Genomic DNA, 20,982 nt, shown 5'->3' with positions numbered 1-20,982 from the left:
AAACTATGCGCTACGTTATCATAACAGGAACTTCACAAGGTTTAGGTGAGGCAATCGCTACGCAATTATTAGAAAAAAATACAACTGTCATCTCTATTTCTAGAAGAGAAAATAAAGAGCTTACGAAACTTGCAGAGCAATATAACAGCAATTGCATTTTTCATTCCCTAGATCTTCAAGATGTACATAACTTAGAAACTAACTTTAAAGAGATCATTTCATCTATTAAAAAAGACAATGTATCCTCTATTCATTTAATTAATAATGCGGGTACAGTTGCACCTATGAAGCCAATCGAAAAAGCTGAAAGCGAACAATTCATTACGAACGTTCACATTAATTTACTTGCACCTATGATTCTTACATCTACATTTATGAAACATACGAAAGACTGGAAAGTAGATAAACGCGTTATTAACATTTCATCTGGTGCAGGAAAAAATCCTTACTTTGGCTGGGGCGCTTATTGTACAACGAAAGCTGGTGTAAATATGTTTACACAGTGCGTAGCAACTGAAGAAGCAGAAAAAGAATATCCAGTAAAAATCGTCGCTTTTGCACCTGGCGTTGTTGATACTAATATGCAATCACAAATTCGTGAAACAAATAAAGAAGATTTCATAAACTTGGACCGCTTCATTGCATTAAAAGAAGAAGGAAAACTATTATCACCTGAATATGTTGCGAAAGCTATTCGTAACTTACTAGAAACTGAGGACTTCCCTCAAGGCGAGATTATTAGAATTGATGAATAACAAAAAGGTGTGCTAAAATCGCACACCTTTTTGTTTTACTTCTCTAAAAATATAAGCACAGACTCCGCAATTTTCTCATAACCAATTTCTTGATAAATTTTATTCGATATCGGATTCGCTAAATCAGTATATAACGTAGTCGTCTTGTACCCTTCATCTAACATACGTTGACTAAGTGCTGCTACACACTTAGATGCGTATCCCTTTTTCCTTGCTTCTTTCGGCGTATATACAAAATTAACTGTTATATTATTTTTAGTTGGTCTCGTTTTTGCAGCTACAGAAACGAGTTTCCCATCCACTTCCAAACCAAACAGTCGATTTGTAGTTATTAATGTATACGCAGTTTGTTTTGCTTCTTCTTTCGTAGTAGGAAGCTTTACGTCTTCACAAAATTGATATATCCACTGTTCTATTAATGGTAATTCATCATTATTTACCGCTCGAAAAAGTCCATTCGCATTACACTTCTTCTTTACTCTGTTCAACTTATACACACCTTGCTCCATTGCAACATGCGTTTTTTTATTTTCTAATACTGCAATCTCTTCCGCTAATTTCTGTACAATTTTCTTATTACCGATCAATCCAGGAATATCCGGATATACTTTCGTTAATTCTTTTGCAAGTTCCTCAATAGTTACTCCCGCAATTTCAGAAGTTGCAACAATGATTTGTTTCTTCTCTTCTGTTTGCAGAAATACAACCGCAATTTCTTCTCCTTGTTTCGCTATCCCCATAAATGTTGGTTGTTGGACCATTTGTAATACACCTAATATGAGATTGTTTTCCTGCTCATTCTTTTCTAGAAATGGTGTAACATCTTCTTTAAAATGAAAAATCTCTTCATATACATGTAATTGAATCATCGACAATCTCTTCTCTCTATTTATATTTTAATTAAGTATTGGCGATTAATTCATTAAATCCCTCTTTTACGATTCAATAATATTCAAAGCTAATGTATTCAAAGCATTTTCAGCTTGTAAAATTCTCTGTTTTTCCTTTTCAAATACATCTTCTTTTTTTCGAAATGACTCTTGTCGATTTTTAATCATACGATTCATTTCTTTTTTACTCGGTCCACCGTATACATTTCTTTTTTGAATAAAAGCTTCTGGCGATATAATTTCTTTCCACTCTTTTTCTAATAAATTTATTTTAAAATGTTCTTGCAAGTACATATTTACCTCTTTGAAGTGTAATTCATGTAGTTCTTTTTTCTGCTCCAATAACATATTTGCAATAGCACTTGCTGCATGATGAGCATGCCGAAATGGAATTTCATAGTTTTTTGTTAAAACATCGGCGAAATCCGTTATCGTTATTGCATGTTTATAGGAACGACTTTTTAACGTTTCTTCTTCTACTTTCATCGTTCGGATCACTGCATTCATCATACAAAAAACACGAATTGCCTTTTCAATCCCTTTATATAAATATGGCTGCAAGTCATCTTCCGTATCGACAATATCACCAAATGGTGTATTATGAATCATTTGAAATACTGTAAATGCTTCTCCTAAAGCACTACTCGTAATTGCACGAGCGTGTTCAATTGAAACCGGATTTCGTTTTTGCGGCATAATACTACTGATTTGTACATATGGCTTTGCAACAGTAATACCGTCATATTCTTTCGTTGCTAACAACAAAAAGTCATGAATCCATCTACTCGTATTCGTCATCATTACCATAAGTAGCGAGCTAACTTCTAATAAATAATCCGCTCCAGCAACAGCATCATATGAGTTCTCAATTACATTTGTAAATCCAAGTAGATGAGCAACTCGTTCTCGTTTAATCGGGAAACTTGTTGTAGAGAGTGCAGCTGCCCCCATTGGAGACTGATTTAAAAGCTGGTACGTTTTTTTCATTCGTTCTAAATCTCTTTGCATCGTATCATAAATTGCTAACGTATAATGACCAAATGTTGTTGGCTGTGCTGGTTGTGTATGTGTATAAGCTGGCATGATCGTTTCCTTATGATCAACGGCAAGTTGCAGTACACTTTCTTGCAATAACAAATGATGTTCTATTAATCGTAATACATATCGCCTTAAACTCATGCGATACATCGTTACGCCCATATCATTTCTACTTCTACCAATATGCATATTACTTACAAAATCGCATTTCGCTTCTTGAGAAATTAAATGTTCGACTAAAAAAAAGAGATCTTCATGCTGCTCTGTATAGAGCAATTGCTCTTCTGGAATTCCCTCTACCTTTTTTAATGCGTGTAATATAACTTTAGCTTCTTCCTTTTTCATTAAATTTTCTTCCGTCAGCATCGTAATATGTGCTTTATGCACTTGAAACATATCTTTCAATAAGTAATTTCTTTGAAAATGAAATACATGTTGTAATACACAATCCACATATGTTTTCCCAGGGAAATCAGCGCCTTCACTCTTTATAAACTCTTCTTTACTTTGTTTCATCACCTTTTCCCCTCTCACCTAAGTATTACTACCCATCATACCCAGAGATAGAAAAAAAGTGCTTGTACATAAAAATAAACTCGGTGCTCTCTGCACCGAGTTTATTTAATAAAAGTCGCATCATACTTATCACTTTGCAACACTTGGAAATGTAAGTTTGCTAAATGTTTCCGTATTTCTGCACTATCGTCTTCATTTAAATTATTCGCCAAAAACACAATCTCCGTACAGTTTCCACGTTTATCCATAGCGTAAACTGCTTTTGTAACCGTCCATGGTGTGTAACCATTCTTTTGCCCCGCATGTCTGAATGTTTTACGGTATTTCTTGGCACTCATGTCTGTTTCAACGATATTTGCCCACACTTTTTCTTCAGCCTCTGTCAAGCCACCTTTATGGTTTGCCTTTTGAAGTAATACCATATAATCATTTGCAGAAGCTGCTGGTAATCTATCTGACCAAATTTTGTCGTAACGTTCCTCTAAATAAAGCGGAATTTCCTTCTGTAATAATGGTCCCTTCTTCTTTAAGCGTTCATGAATAATCATCGCATATTCACGATATTGCTCTTGAGACATTTCTTTTAACTTTTTCTCTATTTTATATTTTGGAACATGTAATTCTTTATGCAAATATCCCGGGATATACAAAGATGAAACGATTGGAAATAGTGGTTGATGTGCAGGAAGTGATAAACTTTGTAAATTTCGATTGATGTTATCTAATCCTAACAATTCCATTAAGTATTCAGCATTTGCATTCGAACTAAACTTAACCATTCCTTTTGCCACTTCTTCTAAAGAAACCGCTCCTTCAGTTATCTTGCCCGTCTTCTCCAAATACTTTTGCCATCTATCTTGTGCACCACCATCTGTATTCGGCACATAATAACGATTCACATCATTAATCGACACGAAACTAGAAGAATCAATTTTCCCTTCAGTAACTTGTTTCGTATATTCAAGCGCCACAATTAATTTCATCGTACTAGCAACTGGCAATACAACATTTGGGTTTACAGAATAAACAACTTTATCATTTCTCTTTACTAGAAGCGCACTATTTTTTTCATCTTTATGTTCTTCAATAAAAGATGCAATATACTGTGCATCATCATTATTTGAACTCCACACTTTTTTCACTAAAAAGTTACCCGATATTAGCAAAACAAAAATACCCACAATTACTGCGCATACTATAGTTTTTTTCAAGTAAAATTCCTCTCCTATTGTGTAACTCTTCTCTATTTATCATTTAAAAACAAAATAATGGAGATGGTCATTTAAATAACCATCTCCATTATTTTAACTTGTATGCTCCTATTATGTCTACGTCATAAATTTCACAAAATCCTCAAGAAACTTTTTATAATGTAACGACCAACCAATTCGCACCCAATTTTTTAATGCTTTTGCATCAGGTTGAGGCCGAAAATCAGCAATACTCTCTCCTTTTGCAATTCCAACTGTATCTACATCGACACGACGATATACATAATCTAAAATGGATGGATTTGCCGCAACCATCATTGTAACGACGTCATGTACTGGACTACCTGTTATTTTCGGGTTTAACTTTTTATATGCTTTATAATAATACGTAAATATCGGCTCGATTAACTTATTAAAACTCGTTTTAGAGTGTTTCGTAATATATTTTACCATTTCCGGTGTAATAATTGCTTCAGATGTAACGTTAAGTGGCACTAATGTCACATTTTTGGCATTTTGCATAACTAATTGTGACGCAATGGGATCACCATGAAAATTCGCCTCTGCGACTGGTGTTACATTGCCAGGCATTAAGAAAGCACCGCCCATTATATAATATTCTTTCACATACTTCATCATCGGCTTTTCTAAAATAAATGCTGTCGCTAATGTTGTTGATCTACCAGCATCGACTATTATTAATTCTCCTTTATATTTTTCAAGAAGATCAAAAAATGTACAAAAAGGCTTTATATTTGGTGAAAAAGTTTTTGGAGGTTTAATTGGCCCTAAACCGTCTGTCCCATGAATTTCTGGATAATACGTCGTAATATCTCCGGATAAAGGAATTTTCGCACCATTAATAACAGGTATATCTTCCCGTCCTGCCATTTGCAATAAATATGCGGCATTACTTGTCGCCTTTTCTTGTGTTACATTTCCATATCCCGTTACTACACCAACAATATCAATATCAGGATGCAACAATCCATACATAATTGCTAAAGAGTCATCAATTCCTGGGTCTCCTAAAAATAACACTTTTTTCATCGACCTCAACTCCATCCCCTCAGTTGTTATTAATTTATGAATAACCGTGGATATACAGAATAAAAAAAGAACAAATTCATAAGAAAAAACGCAGTCTTATAAGGACTACGTTCTTCAGCTAACCTATACTGTTTTTTTTACAGCACTCATACTTCCAATAACATAAGCGATAAACGCAAAACAAATCGGGAAGACAACTGTATGTATACCGAACGGATTTGGATAGAAAAGATGAATACACATATATGAGCCTACCCCAACTAAAATAGACGCAAGCGCTCCTGTAGCATTTCCTTTCCTCCAATATAACCCTAATACGATTGGCCAAATGAATGCTGCTTCTAATCCACCGAAAGAAAATAAATTTAGCCATATTAAAAAATCTGGTGGTTTAATCGCCGCTGCATAAACGAGTAGTCCTACAATACCAGTAATCCATAAACTTCCTTTTTTTATCGTACTGTCTGCTGCATCTTTATTTATGTAATTTACGTATATATCTTTAATAATTGACGAGCTTACAAGTAATAATAAAGAGTTTACTGTAGACATAATCGCTGCCATCGGTGCAGCTAAGAAAACTCCAGCTAACCAAGGAGGTAACACTTCCATCGCAAGTAGCGGCATTACTTTATCTGGTACCGTTATACCTGGAAGTACTACTCTTGCAAATACACCAGTTAAATGCATACCGATCATAATTGTGCCAACGACAACGGTTCCAATTATTAAAGCTTGATGCATCGCTTTTGAATTTTTATAAGACATGGCACGCACGCTAATTTGCGGTAAGCCGACAACGCCAATTCCAATTAAAATCCAAAATGATGTAACATATGATTTCGTTAAACTGCCATCTGCTCCGAATGGTGTAATTAACTTTGGATTAATTTGAACAAGTTCCTGCATAATCTTTTCAATTCCACCACCAGCAATGACAGTAGCAATTAAAATGATTGTCGTTCCAACTAACATAATGATTCCTAATAATGTATCTGATAGAGCAACTGCACGAAATCCACCAATTAATACGTACACAAGTACAGAAAAAGTAAATAAAAATAGTGCTGTTGTATACGATAGACCCGTTAGTGACTCGATTAATCGTCCACCACCGACCCACTGGGCTACTGTCGCTGAAAATAAAAAGATAATAATACATAACGCAGAAAGTATAACAACTGCTTTATTATTGTATCTCCCTTTTAAATAATCGATAAGAGTAATTGCTTCCATCTTCCTAGCGATAATTGCAAACTTTTTACCGATAACCGTTAAAACGATATAGCCTGTTACAACTTGAATCGCAGATAACAGTACCCATCCAAGCCCCATATTGTAAGCAATACCAGGGCCACCAATAAAGCTACTTGCACTACCGTACGTAGCAATCATTGTCATCGCTAATAATAAACCGCCTAGCTCACGCCCACCAAGAAAATATTCTTGTAAAAATTTATTATGAGCAGTTGCTTGCACACGTCTTGAAGCATATACACCAATTAAAAATACAACGATAAACGAAATTATCATTGGAATGATTACATACCAATTCATCTATTATTCCTCACTTTTTTCTTCCTCATCGAGTGAAATATCTTGAAATACAAAACGAACAACTAAACTAAGTAAAATAACCATAACGATAAATCCAACGATACAGCTATAAAAAAACCATGCGGGAAAACCTAATACATATGTATATTCATTCGGATTTTTACTACCAAGCCCATAAGCAAATCCGTACCATATTATAAAATTAATAATAGCAAGTCCAAGACCAATTAACGCTTCTCTATGGGCTATTCGAAAGCGTGGATCATCATGATAATCTTTCATTTTTACCCCTCCTCTCACGATGTATTATTGTACCATTGTTCTTCTAGTTTTTCCTACTAGAAAGCAAAAACAAGCAGGATTTTTTATAATCATATAGAAGCTTCTCTTACATTACATATTTTTTACAATTGTAACACAAATGAAATTTGAATTTTCAGTATTTCTTAATTATGATTTTAATTAGAGGCTTTCCATCTAGTTTCCACATCCTTGATTTCGGAATAAGCGCCGTCTCGTACTGCGTTTACATTATATTTTCAAGGGGGTTATACAATGAGTCAACTAGCTGTAAATCTTCATGAAAAGGTAGAGAAATTTCTTCAAGGTACAAAAAAGTTATATGTGAATGGATCTTTCATCGAAAGCGCTTCCGGTAAAACATTTAAAACACCTAACCCAGCAACTGGTGAAACTCTTGCCGTCGTTTCTGAAGCTGGTCGCGAAGATATTCATAAAGCTGTAGTCGCAGCTCGTATGGCTTTTGACGAAGGTCCTTGGTCTCGTATGAGCACCGCTGAGCGAAGCCGTCTTATGTACAAGTTAGCTGATTTAATGGAAGAACATAAAGAAGAGCTTGCACAGCTCGAAACATTAGATAACGGAAAGCCAATCCGTGAAACAATGGCAGCAGACATACCACTTGCAATTGAGCATATGCGCTATTACGCTGGTTGGGCTACGAAAATCGTTGGTCAAACAATTCCTGTTTCCGGTGATTACTTTAACTATACACGCCATGAAGCTGTTGGTGTCGTTGGTCAAATTATCCCTTGGAACTTCCCGCTCCTTATGGCAATGTGGAAAATGGGAGCAGCGCTTGCTACAGGATGTACAATCGTTTTAAAACCTGCAGAACAAACTCCACTATCTGCTCTATACTTAGCTGAATTAATTGAAGAAGCTGGATTCCCGAAAGGTGTTATTAATATCGTACCTGGATTCGGTGAATCAGCTGGACAAGCTCTCGTTAATCATCCACTCGTTGACAAAATTGCATTTACCGGTTCTACTCCTGTCGGTAAACAAATTATGCGACAAGCATCCGAAACATTAAAACGCGTTACACTTGAATTAGGCGGTAAATCACCAAATATCATATTGCCAGATGCTGATTTATCTCGCGCGATTCCTGGTGCACTTTCTGGTGTTATGTTTAACCAAGGACAAGTATGCTCTGCTGGATCACGCTTATTTGTTCCGAAGAAAATGTATGATAATGTCATGGCTGATCTCGTCCTCTATTCTAAAAAACTAAATCAAGGTGTCGGTCTTAACCCTGAAACAACAATTGGCCCTCTCGTTTCCGAAGAACAACAAAAACGTGTAATGGGCTACATTGAAAAAGGGATTGAAGAAGGCGCTGAAGTACTTTGCGGAGGAAGTAATCCATTCGATCAAGGCTACTTCGTTTCTCCTACAGTATTCGCTGACGTAAATGATGAAATGACGATCGCAAAAGAAGAAATTTTCGGTCCAGTTATTTCTGCAATACCGTTTAACGATATTGACGAAGTAATTGAACGTGCAAATAAATCACAATTCGGCTTAGCGGCTGGTGTGTGGACAGAAAATGTTAAAACAGCACACTATGTTGCAAGTAAAGTACGTGCAGGTACAGTATGGGTAAACTGTTATAACGTCTTTGATGCAGCATCTCCATTTGGAGGATTTAAACAATCTGGTCTTGGCCGTGAAATGGGATCTTACGCATTAAATAACTATACAGAAGTAAAGAGCGTTTGGCTTAACTTAAATTAATGAGAAAGAACCTGACCTACCTGGTCAGGTTCTTTTCATTATGTATTCCTTTAAACTTGCAGTCCTCCGCTCACATTTAATACTTCACCTGTAATATAAGATGCGTATTCTGATGCTAAAAAGGCTGCTGCGTTCGCAATATCTTCTGGCGTTCCAATTCTACCAACTGGAATAGCGCCAACCATCTTTTCTTTCACTTTATCTGGTATCGTTTTGGTCATATCTGTATCCATAAACCCCGGACAAATCGCATTACAAGTAATACCGAAACTTCCAACTTCTTTCGCTGCTGTTTTCGTTAATCCTACAACTCCTGCCTTTGTAGCCGCATAATTTGCTTGACCTATGTTTCCTTCTCTACTAATTGAAGATATATTAATAATGCGTCCATACCCTTGTTGTCTCATGTAAAGAAGCGCGGGTTGCATACAATAAAAAACTCCAGTTAAATTCACTTGTAATACTTGTTCCCAGGCAGACTTCTCCATTTTATGTAACATTGCGTCTCTTGTAATTCCAGCATTATTCACCAAAATATGTAACGTACCAAATTTTTGAACCGCATATTCAATTAACGACTTTGCTTCATTTTGATTACTCACATCACATCGATATGAGCACACTTCATATCCTTCATCTGATAACTCATGTGTCGTTTTTTGTAGATTCTCTTCATTTACATCGCTAATTAATACTTTCGCCCCTAGTTTTGCATAAACCCTTGCAATCTCTTTTCCAATTCCCTGTGCAGCTCCTGTTACAACAGCTGTTTTCCCATTTAAAAACTCCATTCCTATCCCCCCATTTCTATTACTTATACTGTATATTTCGGCTCCTTGCTTTCCAATTCCTCTTTGTATAAAAAAGTCTATTTGTGTCAAACTAACTTTGCAACGTCGCATAAACGCAAGGAGATTGTGTCGAATGAACAAAAAGAATTTCAAACAAAGCAAAGCAACGGATGGCATTGATGTTGAGTTCTCTCGCGAACTCGCTGACCACAATGACTTAGAAGCAAACGCACGTGCAAATGCCGCTGATGCACGTCAAAAGCGCCAATCAACCGAAAAATAAGGTACATCACAACCTTATTCTTTTCAAAAGGGACCTACTACCCAACAAAATAAACCGAGAGACATCTCTCGGTTTATTTTCTATATTTTTTTGCATAATGAGCCAAAGTAAGCAACGGATATATATGAGCATAACTATGATAACGAATATAAAACCCACCTGGTAAACCTGTTCCAGTAGGATATTTTTCATTTATATAAGAGTTGGAGAGCAAATATGAAATACCTTTTCGAATAACTGGCGTTTCTTTATCATAGTAAGAAATGAGGGCATCTAACGCCCATGCTGTTTGGGATGGTGTACTAAATGGCAAAGTAACAAATCTTTTTTCCACACTACTTTGGCAAGATTCTCCCCAGCCACCATCTTCATGCTGTATATGTTCAAGCCATAAAGCTGCTCGTTTCACTGATGGATCGCTAGATGGTATTCCTAGTGACCGTAAACCAGTCAACACTGCCCACGTACCATATATATAACAAATTCCCCATTTCCCATACCACGATCCATTTTCCTCTTGTACATTCATTAACCAATTTATCGCACTTTGTTTTTGTTTCTCGGGCAATTCATTTTGCGTATACGTTCCGAAAAATTCTAATACTCTTCCTGTAATATCTGGTGTAGAAGGATCTGTAATCATATCACTTGCATTTTCGATTGGTAAATTTGCTAATATACGGCTCGTTACCCCTTTTTCAAAAGCCCCCCAACCACCATCATTATTTTGCAATCCTTTAACCCAATTAACCGCTCGCTTCCAAGCAGTGTCTACATTTTCGTTCCCTCTACTTCGCGCCAATGCTCTTAACGCAGCAGTTGTATCATCAATATCTGGAATCGTCGTATTCACATCCGAAAAACCCCAACCACCTGGGAAGAGATCCGGTGCATGTACACTCCAATCTACTTTCTTCGTTTGCTGTTTTCTTAGTAAATATGCTGATGCATTGTGAATCACTTTACTTGCTTTCGGAACTTGAGCTTCTTGCAAAGCATAACTGAGTAAAGCTGTATCCCATACAGTTGATGGAGAGTTTTGCAAATGGCTCCCTCTCTCCATCTTCCATATATAAGATGTGATTCCCGTTATAGCTTTTTGAATAATTGGTGATTGAATAGAATGTCCTAATGCAAGTAAAGCATAAATCATATAAAACGAGGCAGTTGCGTAGCTATATAATGTTCCATTTTCATCAATACGCTCTTTCATAAAACGTTCTACTTCCTCATATCCTTTATGATGCAAAGAAAGTGGATACGTTATAATTTTCTTCACGTCACTTACTAACGTTTGAAAAACTGGAGACCGATCCTCCCGAAACCATTCTCCGCCCCCGCCTGCAATGTGATTTAAATTTGGCAATAACTTTTTCCCTACTCGAAATCTTTTATTTAAACACAACATCATCGGAATTAAATGAATACGTGCTGAGCTACTCAGTTCAAAAATACTGAGAGGGGAATCATTCTGCAGAAACATAATTGGTGTTGGCAAATGAAAGAGAGAAGGATATTCATATTCTCCATGAATCGCTAATAAAAACTTCGTCATAAAATGAGCACGCGCTACCCCACCGCGCTCATTTATAAACATTTCCGCTCGCTTCATATTCGCATCTTCTTTTGTATATTTTTCCGATGCAAGTAAGGCAGCATAAGATTGAATTGTAGCAGATAAATTACCACCCATTTCATCTTCATACAATTTCCATGTTCCTTCATTTGTTTGAAGTGATGCTAATCTTTTTACAAACGGTTCTATCTCTTTATCTCTACCTAATAATTTTAATAAAAAAATCATATGACAATCTGTTAGTGGCGCTCCTTCAAAACAAAACTGCCACGTACCATCTTGCCGTTGCATTGTTTGAAGTGCAGTTGTTCTTCTCGCTATTTCTTCATGCACTTTTTCATATAATAACAAGTTACTCACCCACCCTTTCGAAATCCGTATAACGATATTCAAAAAGGTAGCTGAATATGTATAAAAACAAAGAAAAGCAGAACATATAAAATGTTCCGCTCATAAACAATATCCTACTCCGACAATAATCCCTAATAAAGCACCAACTACTACTTCATACGGTGTATGCCCAACAAGTTCATTTAACTTCTTATATTCTGTTTGTCTACCGTGAAAAAACTCATTCAATATTTTTGCTTGTTTACTTACTGCAAGCCTTACTCCTGAAGCATCATACATAACAATAATGGCAAAAATAGTAGCAACCGCAAACATCGAGCTTTCCACACCTTCTACTACCCCAACTCCTGTAGCAAGTGCTGTAACAGTTGAAGCATGAGAACTCGGCATCCCACCTGAAGCGAAAAACTTTGCAAAATCAAATTCACCCGTTTTGACTAATTTAAAGACTACTTTCGTTAATTGTGCTAAAAACCATGAAATTACAGCGGCCATAAGCGGATCATTATGTAAAATTGTTTCCACGTTCTCAGCTCCCTACTAGCTATGATGGAAATCCTATATAGTATCAGTATAAAGAAAAATGCGTAGAAAATACTACGCATTATGATACTTTTGCTGATTTATTTTTTATAAATTTCGGTTGTTTCTGCACTAAAAACTTTGTCTTCGCTACCGAGAATACAAATAAAGCAACCCATATACAGAAAAATGCAATCATATGAGTAGATGTGAAATGTTCACCAAATACGAATACACCTAAAATTAAGCTAATTGTTGGTGCAATATATTGTAAAAAACCTACCATATAAAGCGGAATAAGTTGGGCTCCTTTTGCAAAATAAAAAAGTGGTAGAGCTGTAACAATACCTGCTCCTATTAATAGTAATGTCGATAACATTGAAATAGATCCAAATGAGCCGAAACCATGGGCGCCTGTCATAACAAGGTAAATGATTGCAAGCGGTGTCACTAACATCGTTTCCATCGTAAGTCCAATTGTAGCATCATAGTTTAACAGTTTTTTCGTTAATCCGTATAATCCAAATGAAAAGGCAAGTGAAAGAGAAACCCACGGAATAGATCCGAAACGCACTGTTAAAATGATAACCCCCACTCCAGCTAAACCAACTGCAACATATTGCCAGAAGTTTAACTTTTCCTTTAAAACGACTGTACCAAGTAAAATACTAATAAGCGGATTAATATAATAGCCAAGACTCGCTTCAATAACATGATTATGATTAACGGCCCATATGTAAACAAACCAGTTTCCGCTAATCAAGACTGAAGCTATTGTTAATGACATTAATAATTTAGGTCGTTTAAAAAGATTCACAAATTCCCCAATAAACTGACGAAACCTCTTCGTAACACCTAATACGAGTAACATAAAAACAAACGCCCAAACGATGCGGTGTGCTAATATTTCATCTGCTGGAACTTCCTCAACCCATTTCCAATAAATCGGTAGGATTCCCCACATCGTGTAAGCACCAGCCGCGTATAGTATCCCTTTTTTTTGCTCTGCTGATTGACTCCCCATCTTCCTTTTTCTCCTCTTCTCATTTTTTCTCCATTATACGGTCTCACATGCTCACTTTACCAATAATCAATCTGCATTTCTTTCGACATTTCTCATACAACGAATAATAAACATACCGTTATTACAACAAGTAACGGTATGCCGAAAACAAATTTCTTTTTATGAGTTTTATGATGAAACATATACATGCCGATCCAAGCTCCAACTGCTCCTCCAGCTGCCGCCGATAAAAACAACGTACTTTCTGGCGTTCTCCACTGTTTCTTCTTTGCTTTTCGTTTATCAAGCCCCATAAGGCTAAAAGCTATAACGTTAATAATAAGAAAATAAATCCATTTCATCGCTTTCTCTCCTTATGAAAAATTCGATTAATAGTAACACGAAAAAACGACGGAAACAACTGAAGAACTCTTTTTATCCAACTAGTTTCATTCCTTTTTCTTAATTAGTTACCTTCATATTTACAAAACCAACTAAAATCGCAGTTAAAGCATTTAATATAGAAAAATGTTATGAGCAGAATCTTATATTTCATTACATTCATCTACTACCATATCATCAAAAAAATTGCTCTCAATCACTTTCTCATCAAAACGAAGAACTACAATTAGCCCTACATATAAAGAAACAAAATTTAGAAACCATTCCCCATTCTCATCTTTCTTAGCTAAGCATTTAAATATCTCTTGAAATTGCCACCGCTCGTCTACAGCAACAATGGGACGTACACCAAAATATTTCAATACAAGATTCAGCTTCAGCTGTACGGATAATGATAAAATATATTTTAATAGCTTCGTATACTCTGCACTATCTTTTTGACTATACAACTTCACAAGCTTTGGATGTAAATTCGAAATCGATAATTCCTCGTCAGTCACTCTAGTTACTTCTATCGTTTCAATCATCTTTTTCATATCCATCACATTCACCCCTTCTGAAAAAATTCGAAAGCCAAAGAGTACTTAATTCAAAATGTACAACAATTGTGCGTTTCTCGTCTCTCGTTCTTCCTCACTGACTAAATCATACTTTTTTAGGAGGTGAAAAACATCATTTAATAATTTCTGTGAATGAATACCTTGCAAAAAACTCTTTAACTCTTTAAAGATCCCTTCAGGTAAAAAATCCTTTTGACTTTCAAGCTTATTCATCACATCTTCAATAGAATGATCAATGTTACATGCCATACTAAACTTCCCCCTCTATCCTCTATAAATAATATCCTCAGCTAACGATGTAAACACTTCTCCAACAAGAGAATCTTCATCATATACAGATGAACCATTATTTTCTTCACGTTTCGCAAAAGGTATTTTGGCAATTACTTCTGTTTGCAATTGTTTTGCAAGCATTTCGCCGCCGCCTTTTCCGAAGAGATAATTTTTCGATCCATCTTGTTCTTCATAATAAGCCATATTTTCCACAATACCTAAAATCTCATGCTTCGTATGTTTTGCCATTACACCAACTCTTGAAGCAACGAATGAAGCTATATTGTGCGGAGTTGTAACAATTATTTCTTTCGCTTGCGGAATCATCGCTGCAACATCAATCGCAACATCTCCTGTACCTGGTGGTAAATCAAGTAATAAATAATCTAATTCTCCCCAGTGCGTATTCGCAAGGAAATTTTGAATCCATTTATTTAGCATCGGTCCGCGCCACATCACTGGGTTATTTCCTTCTGTAAAGAATCCCATCGACATGATTTTAACACCGTGACTAATGACTGGAATTGCCGTTTGATCAATCATCGTTGGTTTCTTATTCGTTTCCATCATAGCCGGAATACTAAAACCATATATATCTGCATCTAATATCCCCACTTTTTTGCCCATACGAGCTAGTGCAGTTGCAAGATTAATTGTCACCGTTGATTTTCCAACTCCGCCTTTTCCGCTCGTTACAGTAATAAAACGTACTCCTGAATCCGGGCGAAGCATGCTCGGCATACCAGTTTCTGTTCTAGTATTTCGCTTTAACTTCTCTGTTAAAGCTGCACGTTCTTCTTGTGTCATAGAACCAAATGTTACCTCCACTTTAGAGGCACCAATTGCGTGAAGCGATTCTTCAATATCTTGTTGAATTTTTGCTTTTAACGGACAACCTTGGATTGTTAGTACTACTTCAAGTTTAACCTCTGTTCCGTTCATTTGTATATTTCTAACCATATTTAATTCTACAACACTTTTGTGTAACTCTGGATCCTCTACATGTTTTAATGCATTCATTATTTGTTCTTGAGTAAGCATAGAACTCATCCCTTCTCTTATTCTAATTTATATACAACATTTTCTTGGCACTTCATCTGGTGAAAAAGCTTATTATCCCCCGCTAACGGGTGGGATTAATGCGACTATATCTCCGGCTTTTATCATCTCTTCATTCATTACAAACTCTTCATTAACAGCCACCATCACTTTATCCAGCGATTGTAAACAATAGCTGGCTTTGAGCCATTCTTTTAATTGCTGCACTGTCATTTCTTGCTTTTCTGAAATTACTAATCGATCCGATCCAACTTCCTCACGCAAATTTGCAAACAGTAAAATTGTAATCATTTTCTCATTCTTCCTTCTTTGGTTTTCCTTCTGGATAAGGTGTGTTTTCAAGTTGATCTCCAACCCACATCGTTCCATCTTCCCAAAATTCTTTTTTCCAAATTGGAACGATTCGTTTTATACGTTCAATCGCGTACTCATTCGCTTCATAAGCTACTTTACGATGCGGTGATGAAACTGCAATGACTACCGCAATATCCATTATTTCTAGCCGCCCTACACGGTGCGTAATTGCTACTTTTGCATCCAGCCATCTTTCACTAATTTCTTCACCAATTCTCATAAGTTGTTTTACTGCCATCGGTTTATATGCTTCATACTCTAAATGTAGCGTTCGTTTTCCTTTTGTTAATTCTCTCACCGTACCAATGAATGTTGTAATCGCACCTGCTTCCCTTCTTGCGACTTTATTCGTTACTTCTTCAACTAAAATCGGTTTATCTACAATCTCAAATAGCACTTGTCCCATTAAAACCACCTCTCACTTTATGAAATGTCCAAGGCCATTCACTACCTTCGTTATCTTCTAATAAAAGAACATCGACAAACATATCTTTTTTATATCCTCTTGTCCCGCCCGGCAATACGATAAACGCGTTGGATTCTGCCAATGAAGAAACTGAGCTAGATTTATCAAACCCTGATGGATAAGCGATTAATTTCCCCTCATCATATTGCAATTTTGCTCGTACAAATCTTGTAAATGGATTCGGTTTTAGAAAATCTTCTCCTAATAACGCTTTTTCTCTTTTTAAATGTACTTTTTCACTAAACATATACGTCCGAATACACGGTCTTACGAATAATTCAAACCCTACGTAACAAGCTGATGGATTCCCTGATAAACCAAATAATAACTTGCCATTTAATTGTGCTACAGTCGTAACACTTCCTGGTCGCATTGCAACTTTATTAAAAAGAACAGATGCACCTAACTTTTCGTAAATAGCTGGTAAATAATCATAATCTCCTACTGATACACCGCCCGTTGTAATTAACATATCTACTTGGCCAAGCGCTTCTTTCACAGCTGTAAAACACGTATTAAAATCATCACTAAACTTCCCAAAATATTTTACTCTTCCGCCCGCTCTTCGAATTTGAGACAATATCATGTACGTATTACTGTTTCGGATTTTCCCTGGCTGTAATGAATCATTGACATCCAGTAATTCACTCCCAGTCGCTAACAGTCCCATTACAGGCTTTCTCGCAACTGGTACTTCACTATAACCGAATGTAGCAAGAAGAGCTGAAATACCTGGATTAATGTACGATCCCTTCTTTGCAAGAACTGTTCCTTTACGAGCATCTTCACCTTGAAAAGAAATATTGTCGCCCGTTTTGAATGATCGCTTCACTTCCATATAATTGTTGCCATTCTTCTCATATTGACGAGTCAGCTCTAACATAACAACCGCATCACACCCATTCGGAATTTGTGCTCCTGTCATAATTCGAATTGCTTGAAATGGACCTACTTTCTCATGGAATAGCGATCCTGCACCAATTTCACCCACTACTTCAAATACAATTGGCGTTTTATAACTTGCTAAATTAGTATCTTCTGCTCGAATAGCAAATCCGTCATACGGCGAACGATTAAATGACGGTACATCATGGTCAGCTACTAAATCCTCCGCTAATATACGTCCATAAGCTAATTCAATTGGTAATAGCTCCTTTAAGCCTTTATCAGCAAATCCCATCACTTTACGAACAGCTTCTTCAACCGTAATTGGCACTCTTCTTTCCATTGTTGACACCCTCTCTATTAACCGAATACGCGATAATATAGTTGTTTCGCTTTCGAAATATCATTTGTACCATGAATAAAAACACGACCATCTCGAAAAACAACCACGCGGTAATCATCGAATTGGCAAGATAGTAAATACGGATTCCGATCTACTTTTCCCAGTTTTTTTAATACTTTTTCTATATCATCAAAATTGTATTTCCTATTGTCTACTGTTCTAATTTGAACTGTATTTCTTCCGCATAAAACAGCTGCTTTCGTTTGATTTTCGTATGATAAATAAGGATAAGTTCGATTCAAACCGCATGAGAGACAAGCGTCTGTTTTTATTTTCCCTAATTTTATAAAATGATTTTGATTACTCCATATATCAAACATGAAAAATGTTTTTCTAATTGCTGAGAAATCTTCCACTAAAATTTTGAGCGCTTCTGCCACTTGATATGCTGCGACGATTTGAACAGTCGGGCTAATAATCCCAGCAGTATCACACGTCACACCTGTAACAGGGATATTTTTCAGCATACAATGTAAACACGGTGTCTCTTGCGGAATAATTATATAACTCATACCATATGATCCAACGCAAGAACCATATACCCACGGAATATTATGTTTTTGTGATAAATCATTTATTACAAATCGAATATCAAAATTATCTGTTGCATCAATGATTACATCTACATTTTTTAATAGACCTTCCATATTTTCTGAAGTTGCATCCATTACGAAAGCATGTATTTGTACTTCCGAATTAATTTGTTCTAGCCGATTTTTTGCAGCAATTGCTTTCGGCATTTTCTCTCTCGCATCTTGTTCAGAGTACAATTGTTGCCTTTGTAAATTACTCCATTCAACGTAGTCACGATCGATAATCGTCAACTTGCCAACACCTGCACGTACGAAACTTTCGGCACTTGCACTTCCTAATGCGCCTGCCCCTACAATTAACACATGTTTATTTCGAATTTTTTCTTGTCCTTTACTCCCAATTGGTTTGAACAACTGTTGTCGTGAATACCGATCAGCCATTACATACCCTTCCTCTCAAGAACTCTATTTCATATTAGAATGTTGTTTCTGATAACAAGCAAAGTAAGCAAAACCAACAAACCCAGCTCCTCCAATTACATTTCCGATAAAAACAGGAACAAAATTTTTAGCCAGATCCATCCACGTTAGATGACCAGCAAAAATAACAGCGGAAATGACAAACATATTTGCTACTACTTGCTGAAATCCAATCACTACAAATGCCATAATTGGAATCCAAATTCCGATGATTTTCCCGACAAAATCACTCGTCCCGTAAGCGAGCCAAAGAGCAAGACAAACGAGCCAATTACAACCAATTGCTAAAATCAAAGTTCTCCCAAATGATTCATGTAACTTCCCTTCCGCTATCGCTACCGTTTTATTTAAATACTCTCCCTCTGTTAATCCGCCAAGATGTCCAAAGCAATACGCAACGAAAATTGCTCCAATAAAGTTCATGAGAGTAATCCAAACCCAGTTATTCAGTACACTTATCAATGTAATTTTCTTTGCATAAAGCGCCATAGACAGTGACATCATATTTCCCGTAATTAATTCTCCTCCTGCTAATACTACGAGCATGAGTCCAACAGGAAATACTGCTCCTCCTAAAACATTCACTAGACTTCCCCAGCGCTCAGGTAAATTCCCTAAAACTCGAATGTTAAGTAAAAAACCTATCGCAATAAACGCTCCTCCTAAAAAACCGAGAATAAGCATCGCTGGCAATGTCTGTCTTACTTTTTGAACACCGGCCTCAATGACAAGCTCAGCAATTTGTTCCGGCTTATGAAATGCCATTACCCATTCCTCCATTTTCTCCAAATAAAAAAGCAGCTTCAAAAAACCTCCTCAAAATAAAGGTTTTTGAATGCTGCTTAATTTCTCTGCACATCTTTTACAGAGATATCAATCATCACTTTTACTATAAAATAGAAAATCCACAACTCTTGTAAATTTTCCATTTTTCACTATGACGCTAGCTTTATATATTAACCACCGATATGTGACATTTCAATTTTAGGTATTGTTTTCTTATTTGTATGATTTAAGCGTTCATCTGAATAACGATCTTCCCTATTATTCCATATATCGCGTACTACATCTGTAATGTCCTCATCTGTATGTTCAGAACGAAGCAATTCTCTTAAATCATTTCCTTTAGAAGCAAATAAGCAAGTATATAATTTTCCTTCTGCAGAAATACGAGCTCTCGTACATGATGAGCAAAAAGAATCTGTTACTGATGAAATAATACCTATTTCCTCATCGCTTCCTATATAACGATACCTAGTAGCCACTTCACCAGAATAATTTGCTTCTATCCGTTCTAACGGCATAACTTGATGAATCGTATCTACTATTTCTTGTTTAGAGACGACCTCTTTTAAATCCCAACCATTATAATTTCCAACATCCATATACTCAATAAAACGAAGAATATGCTTATTTTCCTTAAAATATTGCGCCATCTGCAAAATGTCCTGTTGGTTTTTTCCCTTTTGAACGACCATGTTTATTTTAATTTTCATTCCAACTTCAGCTGCAGCCTGTATTCCTTCCAGAACCCTTTGCACTTTGCTCCTATTACCATTTAAATAGAAAAACCGCTCTTCTTCTAAGGAATCTAAGCTAACTGTTACACGTGATAGTCCCGCCTTATATAAATCAGGAGCAAACTTTTTAAGTAACGATCCATTGGTTGTTAAACCGATATCTTCTACACCATCAATTTTATTAAGGCGCTCAATAAGCTTTGGAAGCCCTCTTCGAAGTAACGGTTCTCCGCCTGTAATCCGTAATTTTCTCACACCTAAAGAAACGAAAATACGTGTTATCCTTTCAATTTCATCAAAAGATAAAATTTTATCATTAGACAAAAACGAGTAATCAGGACCAAATATTTCTTCTGGCATACAATATCGGCAGCGAAAATTACAGCGATCAGTAACTGAAATACGTAAATCCTTTAACGGACGTTGCAACTTGTCTAATGTAACTGATTTCATCTTCATTGCCT

Annotated in this window: 23 protein-coding genes; 3 read left to right on the top strand and 20 right to left on the bottom strand. The window is 36.3% G+C overall.

Going from position 1 to position 20,982, the window contains the following annotated elements; all coding sequences use genetic code 11:
- Positions 1-5: 5 nt before the first annotated feature.
- Entirely contained in the window at positions 6-755 is a 750-nt protein-coding gene (locus HMAS_RS06815; RefSeq protein WP_001271056.1) for a (S)-benzoin forming benzil reductase, read from the top strand.
- A 35-nt stretch (positions 756-790) separates the two neighbouring features.
- On the opposite strand, the gene HMAS_RS06810 is transcribed toward HMAS_RS06815, so the two are convergent.
- The 6 genes from HMAS_RS06810 to HMAS_RS06785 all read right to left on the bottom strand — a co-directional run bounded on the left by HMAS_RS06810 (position 791) and on the right by HMAS_RS06785 (position 7,299).
- Entirely contained in the window at positions 791-1,624 is an 834-nt protein-coding gene (locus HMAS_RS06810; protein WP_044306926.1) for a GNAT family N-acetyltransferase, read from the bottom strand.
- Positions 1,625-1,690: 66 nt separating this feature from the next.
- Positions 1,691-3,199 carry an argininosuccinate lyase gene (gene argH, locus HMAS_RS06805; RefSeq protein ID WP_116344731.1) on the bottom strand — a complete coding sequence of 503 codons (1,509 nt, stop codon included), beginning with the start codon at positions 3,197-3,199 and terminating at the stop codon, positions 1,691-1,693.
- A gap of 101 nt (positions 3,200-3,300) precedes the next feature.
- On the bottom strand, positions 3,301-4,410 hold the full coding sequence (locus tag HMAS_RS06800; protein ID WP_000751366.1) for a serine hydrolase: 1,110 nt from the start codon (positions 4,408-4,410) through the stop codon (positions 3,301-3,303).
- Positions 4,411-4,527: 117 nt separating this feature from the next.
- Complete coding sequence (locus HMAS_RS06795) at positions 4,528-5,460, bottom strand: nucleoside hydrolase (RefSeq protein WP_000756457.1); 933 nt, start codon at positions 5,458-5,460, stop codon at positions 4,528-4,530.
- Positions 5,461-5,583: 123 nt separating this feature from the next.
- Positions 5,584-7,017 carry a sodium/pantothenate symporter gene (panF, locus tag HMAS_RS06790; RefSeq protein WP_001104820.1) on the bottom strand — a complete coding sequence of 478 codons (1,434 nt, stop codon included), beginning with the start codon at positions 7,015-7,017 and terminating at the stop codon, positions 5,584-5,586.
- 3 nt (positions 7,018-7,020) lie between these two features.
- Positions 7,021-7,299, bottom strand: coding sequence for a YhdT family protein (locus HMAS_RS06785; RefSeq protein WP_000656239.1), 279 nt, complete (start codon positions 7,297-7,299; stop codon positions 7,021-7,023).
- 273 nt (positions 7,300-7,572) lie between these two features.
- On the opposite strand from HMAS_RS06785, the gene dhaS reads away from it, so the two are divergent.
- Positions 7,573-9,057, top strand: coding sequence for an aldehyde dehydrogenase DhaS (gene dhaS, locus HMAS_RS06780; protein ID WP_000080281.1), 1,485 nt, complete (start codon positions 7,573-7,575; stop codon positions 9,055-9,057).
- A 50-nt stretch (positions 9,058-9,107) separates the two neighbouring features.
- Here the strand turns inward: dhaS and fabG are convergent, their stop codons facing one another.
- Positions 9,108-9,848 (bottom strand): 3-oxoacyl-ACP reductase FabG, encoded by a 741-nt coding sequence (gene fabG, locus HMAS_RS06775; RefSeq protein ID WP_025708953.1) that lies wholly within the window; start codon positions 9,846-9,848, stop codon positions 9,108-9,110.
- Between the two features lie 133 nt (positions 9,849-9,981).
- On the opposite strand from fabG, the gene HMAS_RS06770 reads away from it, so the two are divergent.
- Positions 9,982-10,131 (top strand): YfhD family protein, encoded by a 150-nt coding sequence (locus tag HMAS_RS06770; RefSeq protein WP_001035815.1) that lies wholly within the window; start codon positions 9,982-9,984, stop codon positions 10,129-10,131.
- A gap of 73 nt (positions 10,132-10,204) precedes the next feature.
- Here HMAS_RS06770 and HMAS_RS06765 read toward each other — a convergent pair whose 3' ends face one another.
- From HMAS_RS06765 to moaA, 13 genes are all read right to left on the bottom strand, one after another.
- Positions 10,205-12,058, bottom strand: a complete 1,854-nt coding sequence (locus HMAS_RS06765; protein ID WP_025708955.1) for a prenyltransferase/squalene oxidase repeat-containing protein — start codon at positions 12,056-12,058, stop codon at positions 10,205-10,207.
- A 99-nt stretch (positions 12,059-12,157) separates the two neighbouring features.
- Positions 12,158-12,583 (bottom strand): divergent PAP2 family protein, encoded by a 426-nt coding sequence (locus HMAS_RS06760; protein WP_000447822.1) that lies wholly within the window; start codon positions 12,581-12,583, stop codon positions 12,158-12,160.
- Between the two features lie 79 nt (positions 12,584-12,662).
- Positions 12,663-13,604, bottom strand: a complete 942-nt coding sequence (rarD, locus tag HMAS_RS06755) for an EamA family transporter RarD (protein WP_000535539.1) — start codon at positions 13,602-13,604, stop codon at positions 12,663-12,665.
- 92 nt (positions 13,605-13,696) lie between these two features.
- The gene (locus HMAS_RS06750) at positions 13,697-13,945 is read right to left on the bottom strand and encodes a DUF1294 domain-containing protein (RefSeq protein WP_000871349.1); all 249 of its coding nucleotides are present in this window, start codon (positions 13,943-13,945) and stop codon (positions 13,697-13,699) included.
- Between the two features lie 183 nt (positions 13,946-14,128).
- Positions 14,129-14,527, bottom strand: a complete 399-nt coding sequence (locus tag HMAS_RS06745) for a hypothetical protein (RefSeq protein ID WP_071732500.1) — start codon at positions 14,525-14,527, stop codon at positions 14,129-14,131.
- A 42-nt stretch (positions 14,528-14,569) separates the two neighbouring features.
- Positions 14,570-14,794, bottom strand: coding sequence for a group-specific protein (locus HMAS_RS06740; RefSeq protein WP_116344730.1), 225 nt, complete (start codon positions 14,792-14,794; stop codon positions 14,570-14,572).
- 15 nt (positions 14,795-14,809) lie between these two features.
- A complete protein-coding gene (locus HMAS_RS06735) occupies positions 14,810-15,859 on the bottom strand; it encodes a P-loop NTPase (RefSeq protein ID WP_016123211.1) in 1,050 nt (349 codons plus the stop codon).
- Between the two features lie 72 nt (positions 15,860-15,931).
- Entirely contained in the window at positions 15,932-16,168 is a 237-nt protein-coding gene (moaD, locus tag HMAS_RS06730; protein ID WP_000628500.1) for a molybdopterin converting factor subunit 1, read from the bottom strand.
- A gap of 4 nt (positions 16,169-16,172) precedes the next feature.
- Positions 16,173-16,637, bottom strand: a complete 465-nt coding sequence (gene moaE, locus HMAS_RS06725) for a molybdopterin synthase catalytic subunit MoaE (RefSeq protein WP_000531881.1) — start codon at positions 16,635-16,637, stop codon at positions 16,173-16,175.
- A complete protein-coding gene (glp, locus tag HMAS_RS06720) occupies positions 16,618-17,925 on the bottom strand; it encodes a gephyrin-like molybdotransferase Glp (protein ID WP_116344729.1) in 1,308 nt (435 codons plus the stop codon). The genes moaE and glp overlap by 20 nt, the downstream gene beginning before the upstream one ends.
- A gap of 17 nt (positions 17,926-17,942) precedes the next feature.
- The gene (locus tag HMAS_RS06715) at positions 17,943-18,959 is read right to left on the bottom strand and encodes a molybdopterin-synthase adenylyltransferase MoeB (protein WP_000785260.1); all 1,017 of its coding nucleotides are present in this window, start codon (positions 18,957-18,959) and stop codon (positions 17,943-17,945) included.
- A gap of 24 nt (positions 18,960-18,983) precedes the next feature.
- Positions 18,984-19,763 carry a formate/nitrite transporter family protein gene (locus tag HMAS_RS06710; protein ID WP_000863998.1) on the bottom strand — a complete coding sequence of 260 codons (780 nt, stop codon included), beginning with the start codon at positions 19,761-19,763 and terminating at the stop codon, positions 18,984-18,986.
- Positions 19,764-19,954: 191 nt separating this feature from the next.
- Entirely contained in the window at positions 19,955-20,971 is a 1,017-nt protein-coding gene (gene moaA, locus HMAS_RS06705; RefSeq protein WP_000844127.1) for a GTP 3',8-cyclase MoaA, read from the bottom strand.
- Positions 20,972-20,982 lie beyond the last annotated feature (11 nt).

Source organism: Bacillus sp. HMA207, assembly GCF_003402455.1.
Taxonomy (GTDB): Bacteria; Bacillota; Bacilli; order Bacillales; family Bacillaceae_G; genus Bacillus_A; species Bacillus_A cereus.
Note: the sequence above shows the minus strand (reverse complement) of the source record. Positions and strands in the feature narration are given on the sequence as shown.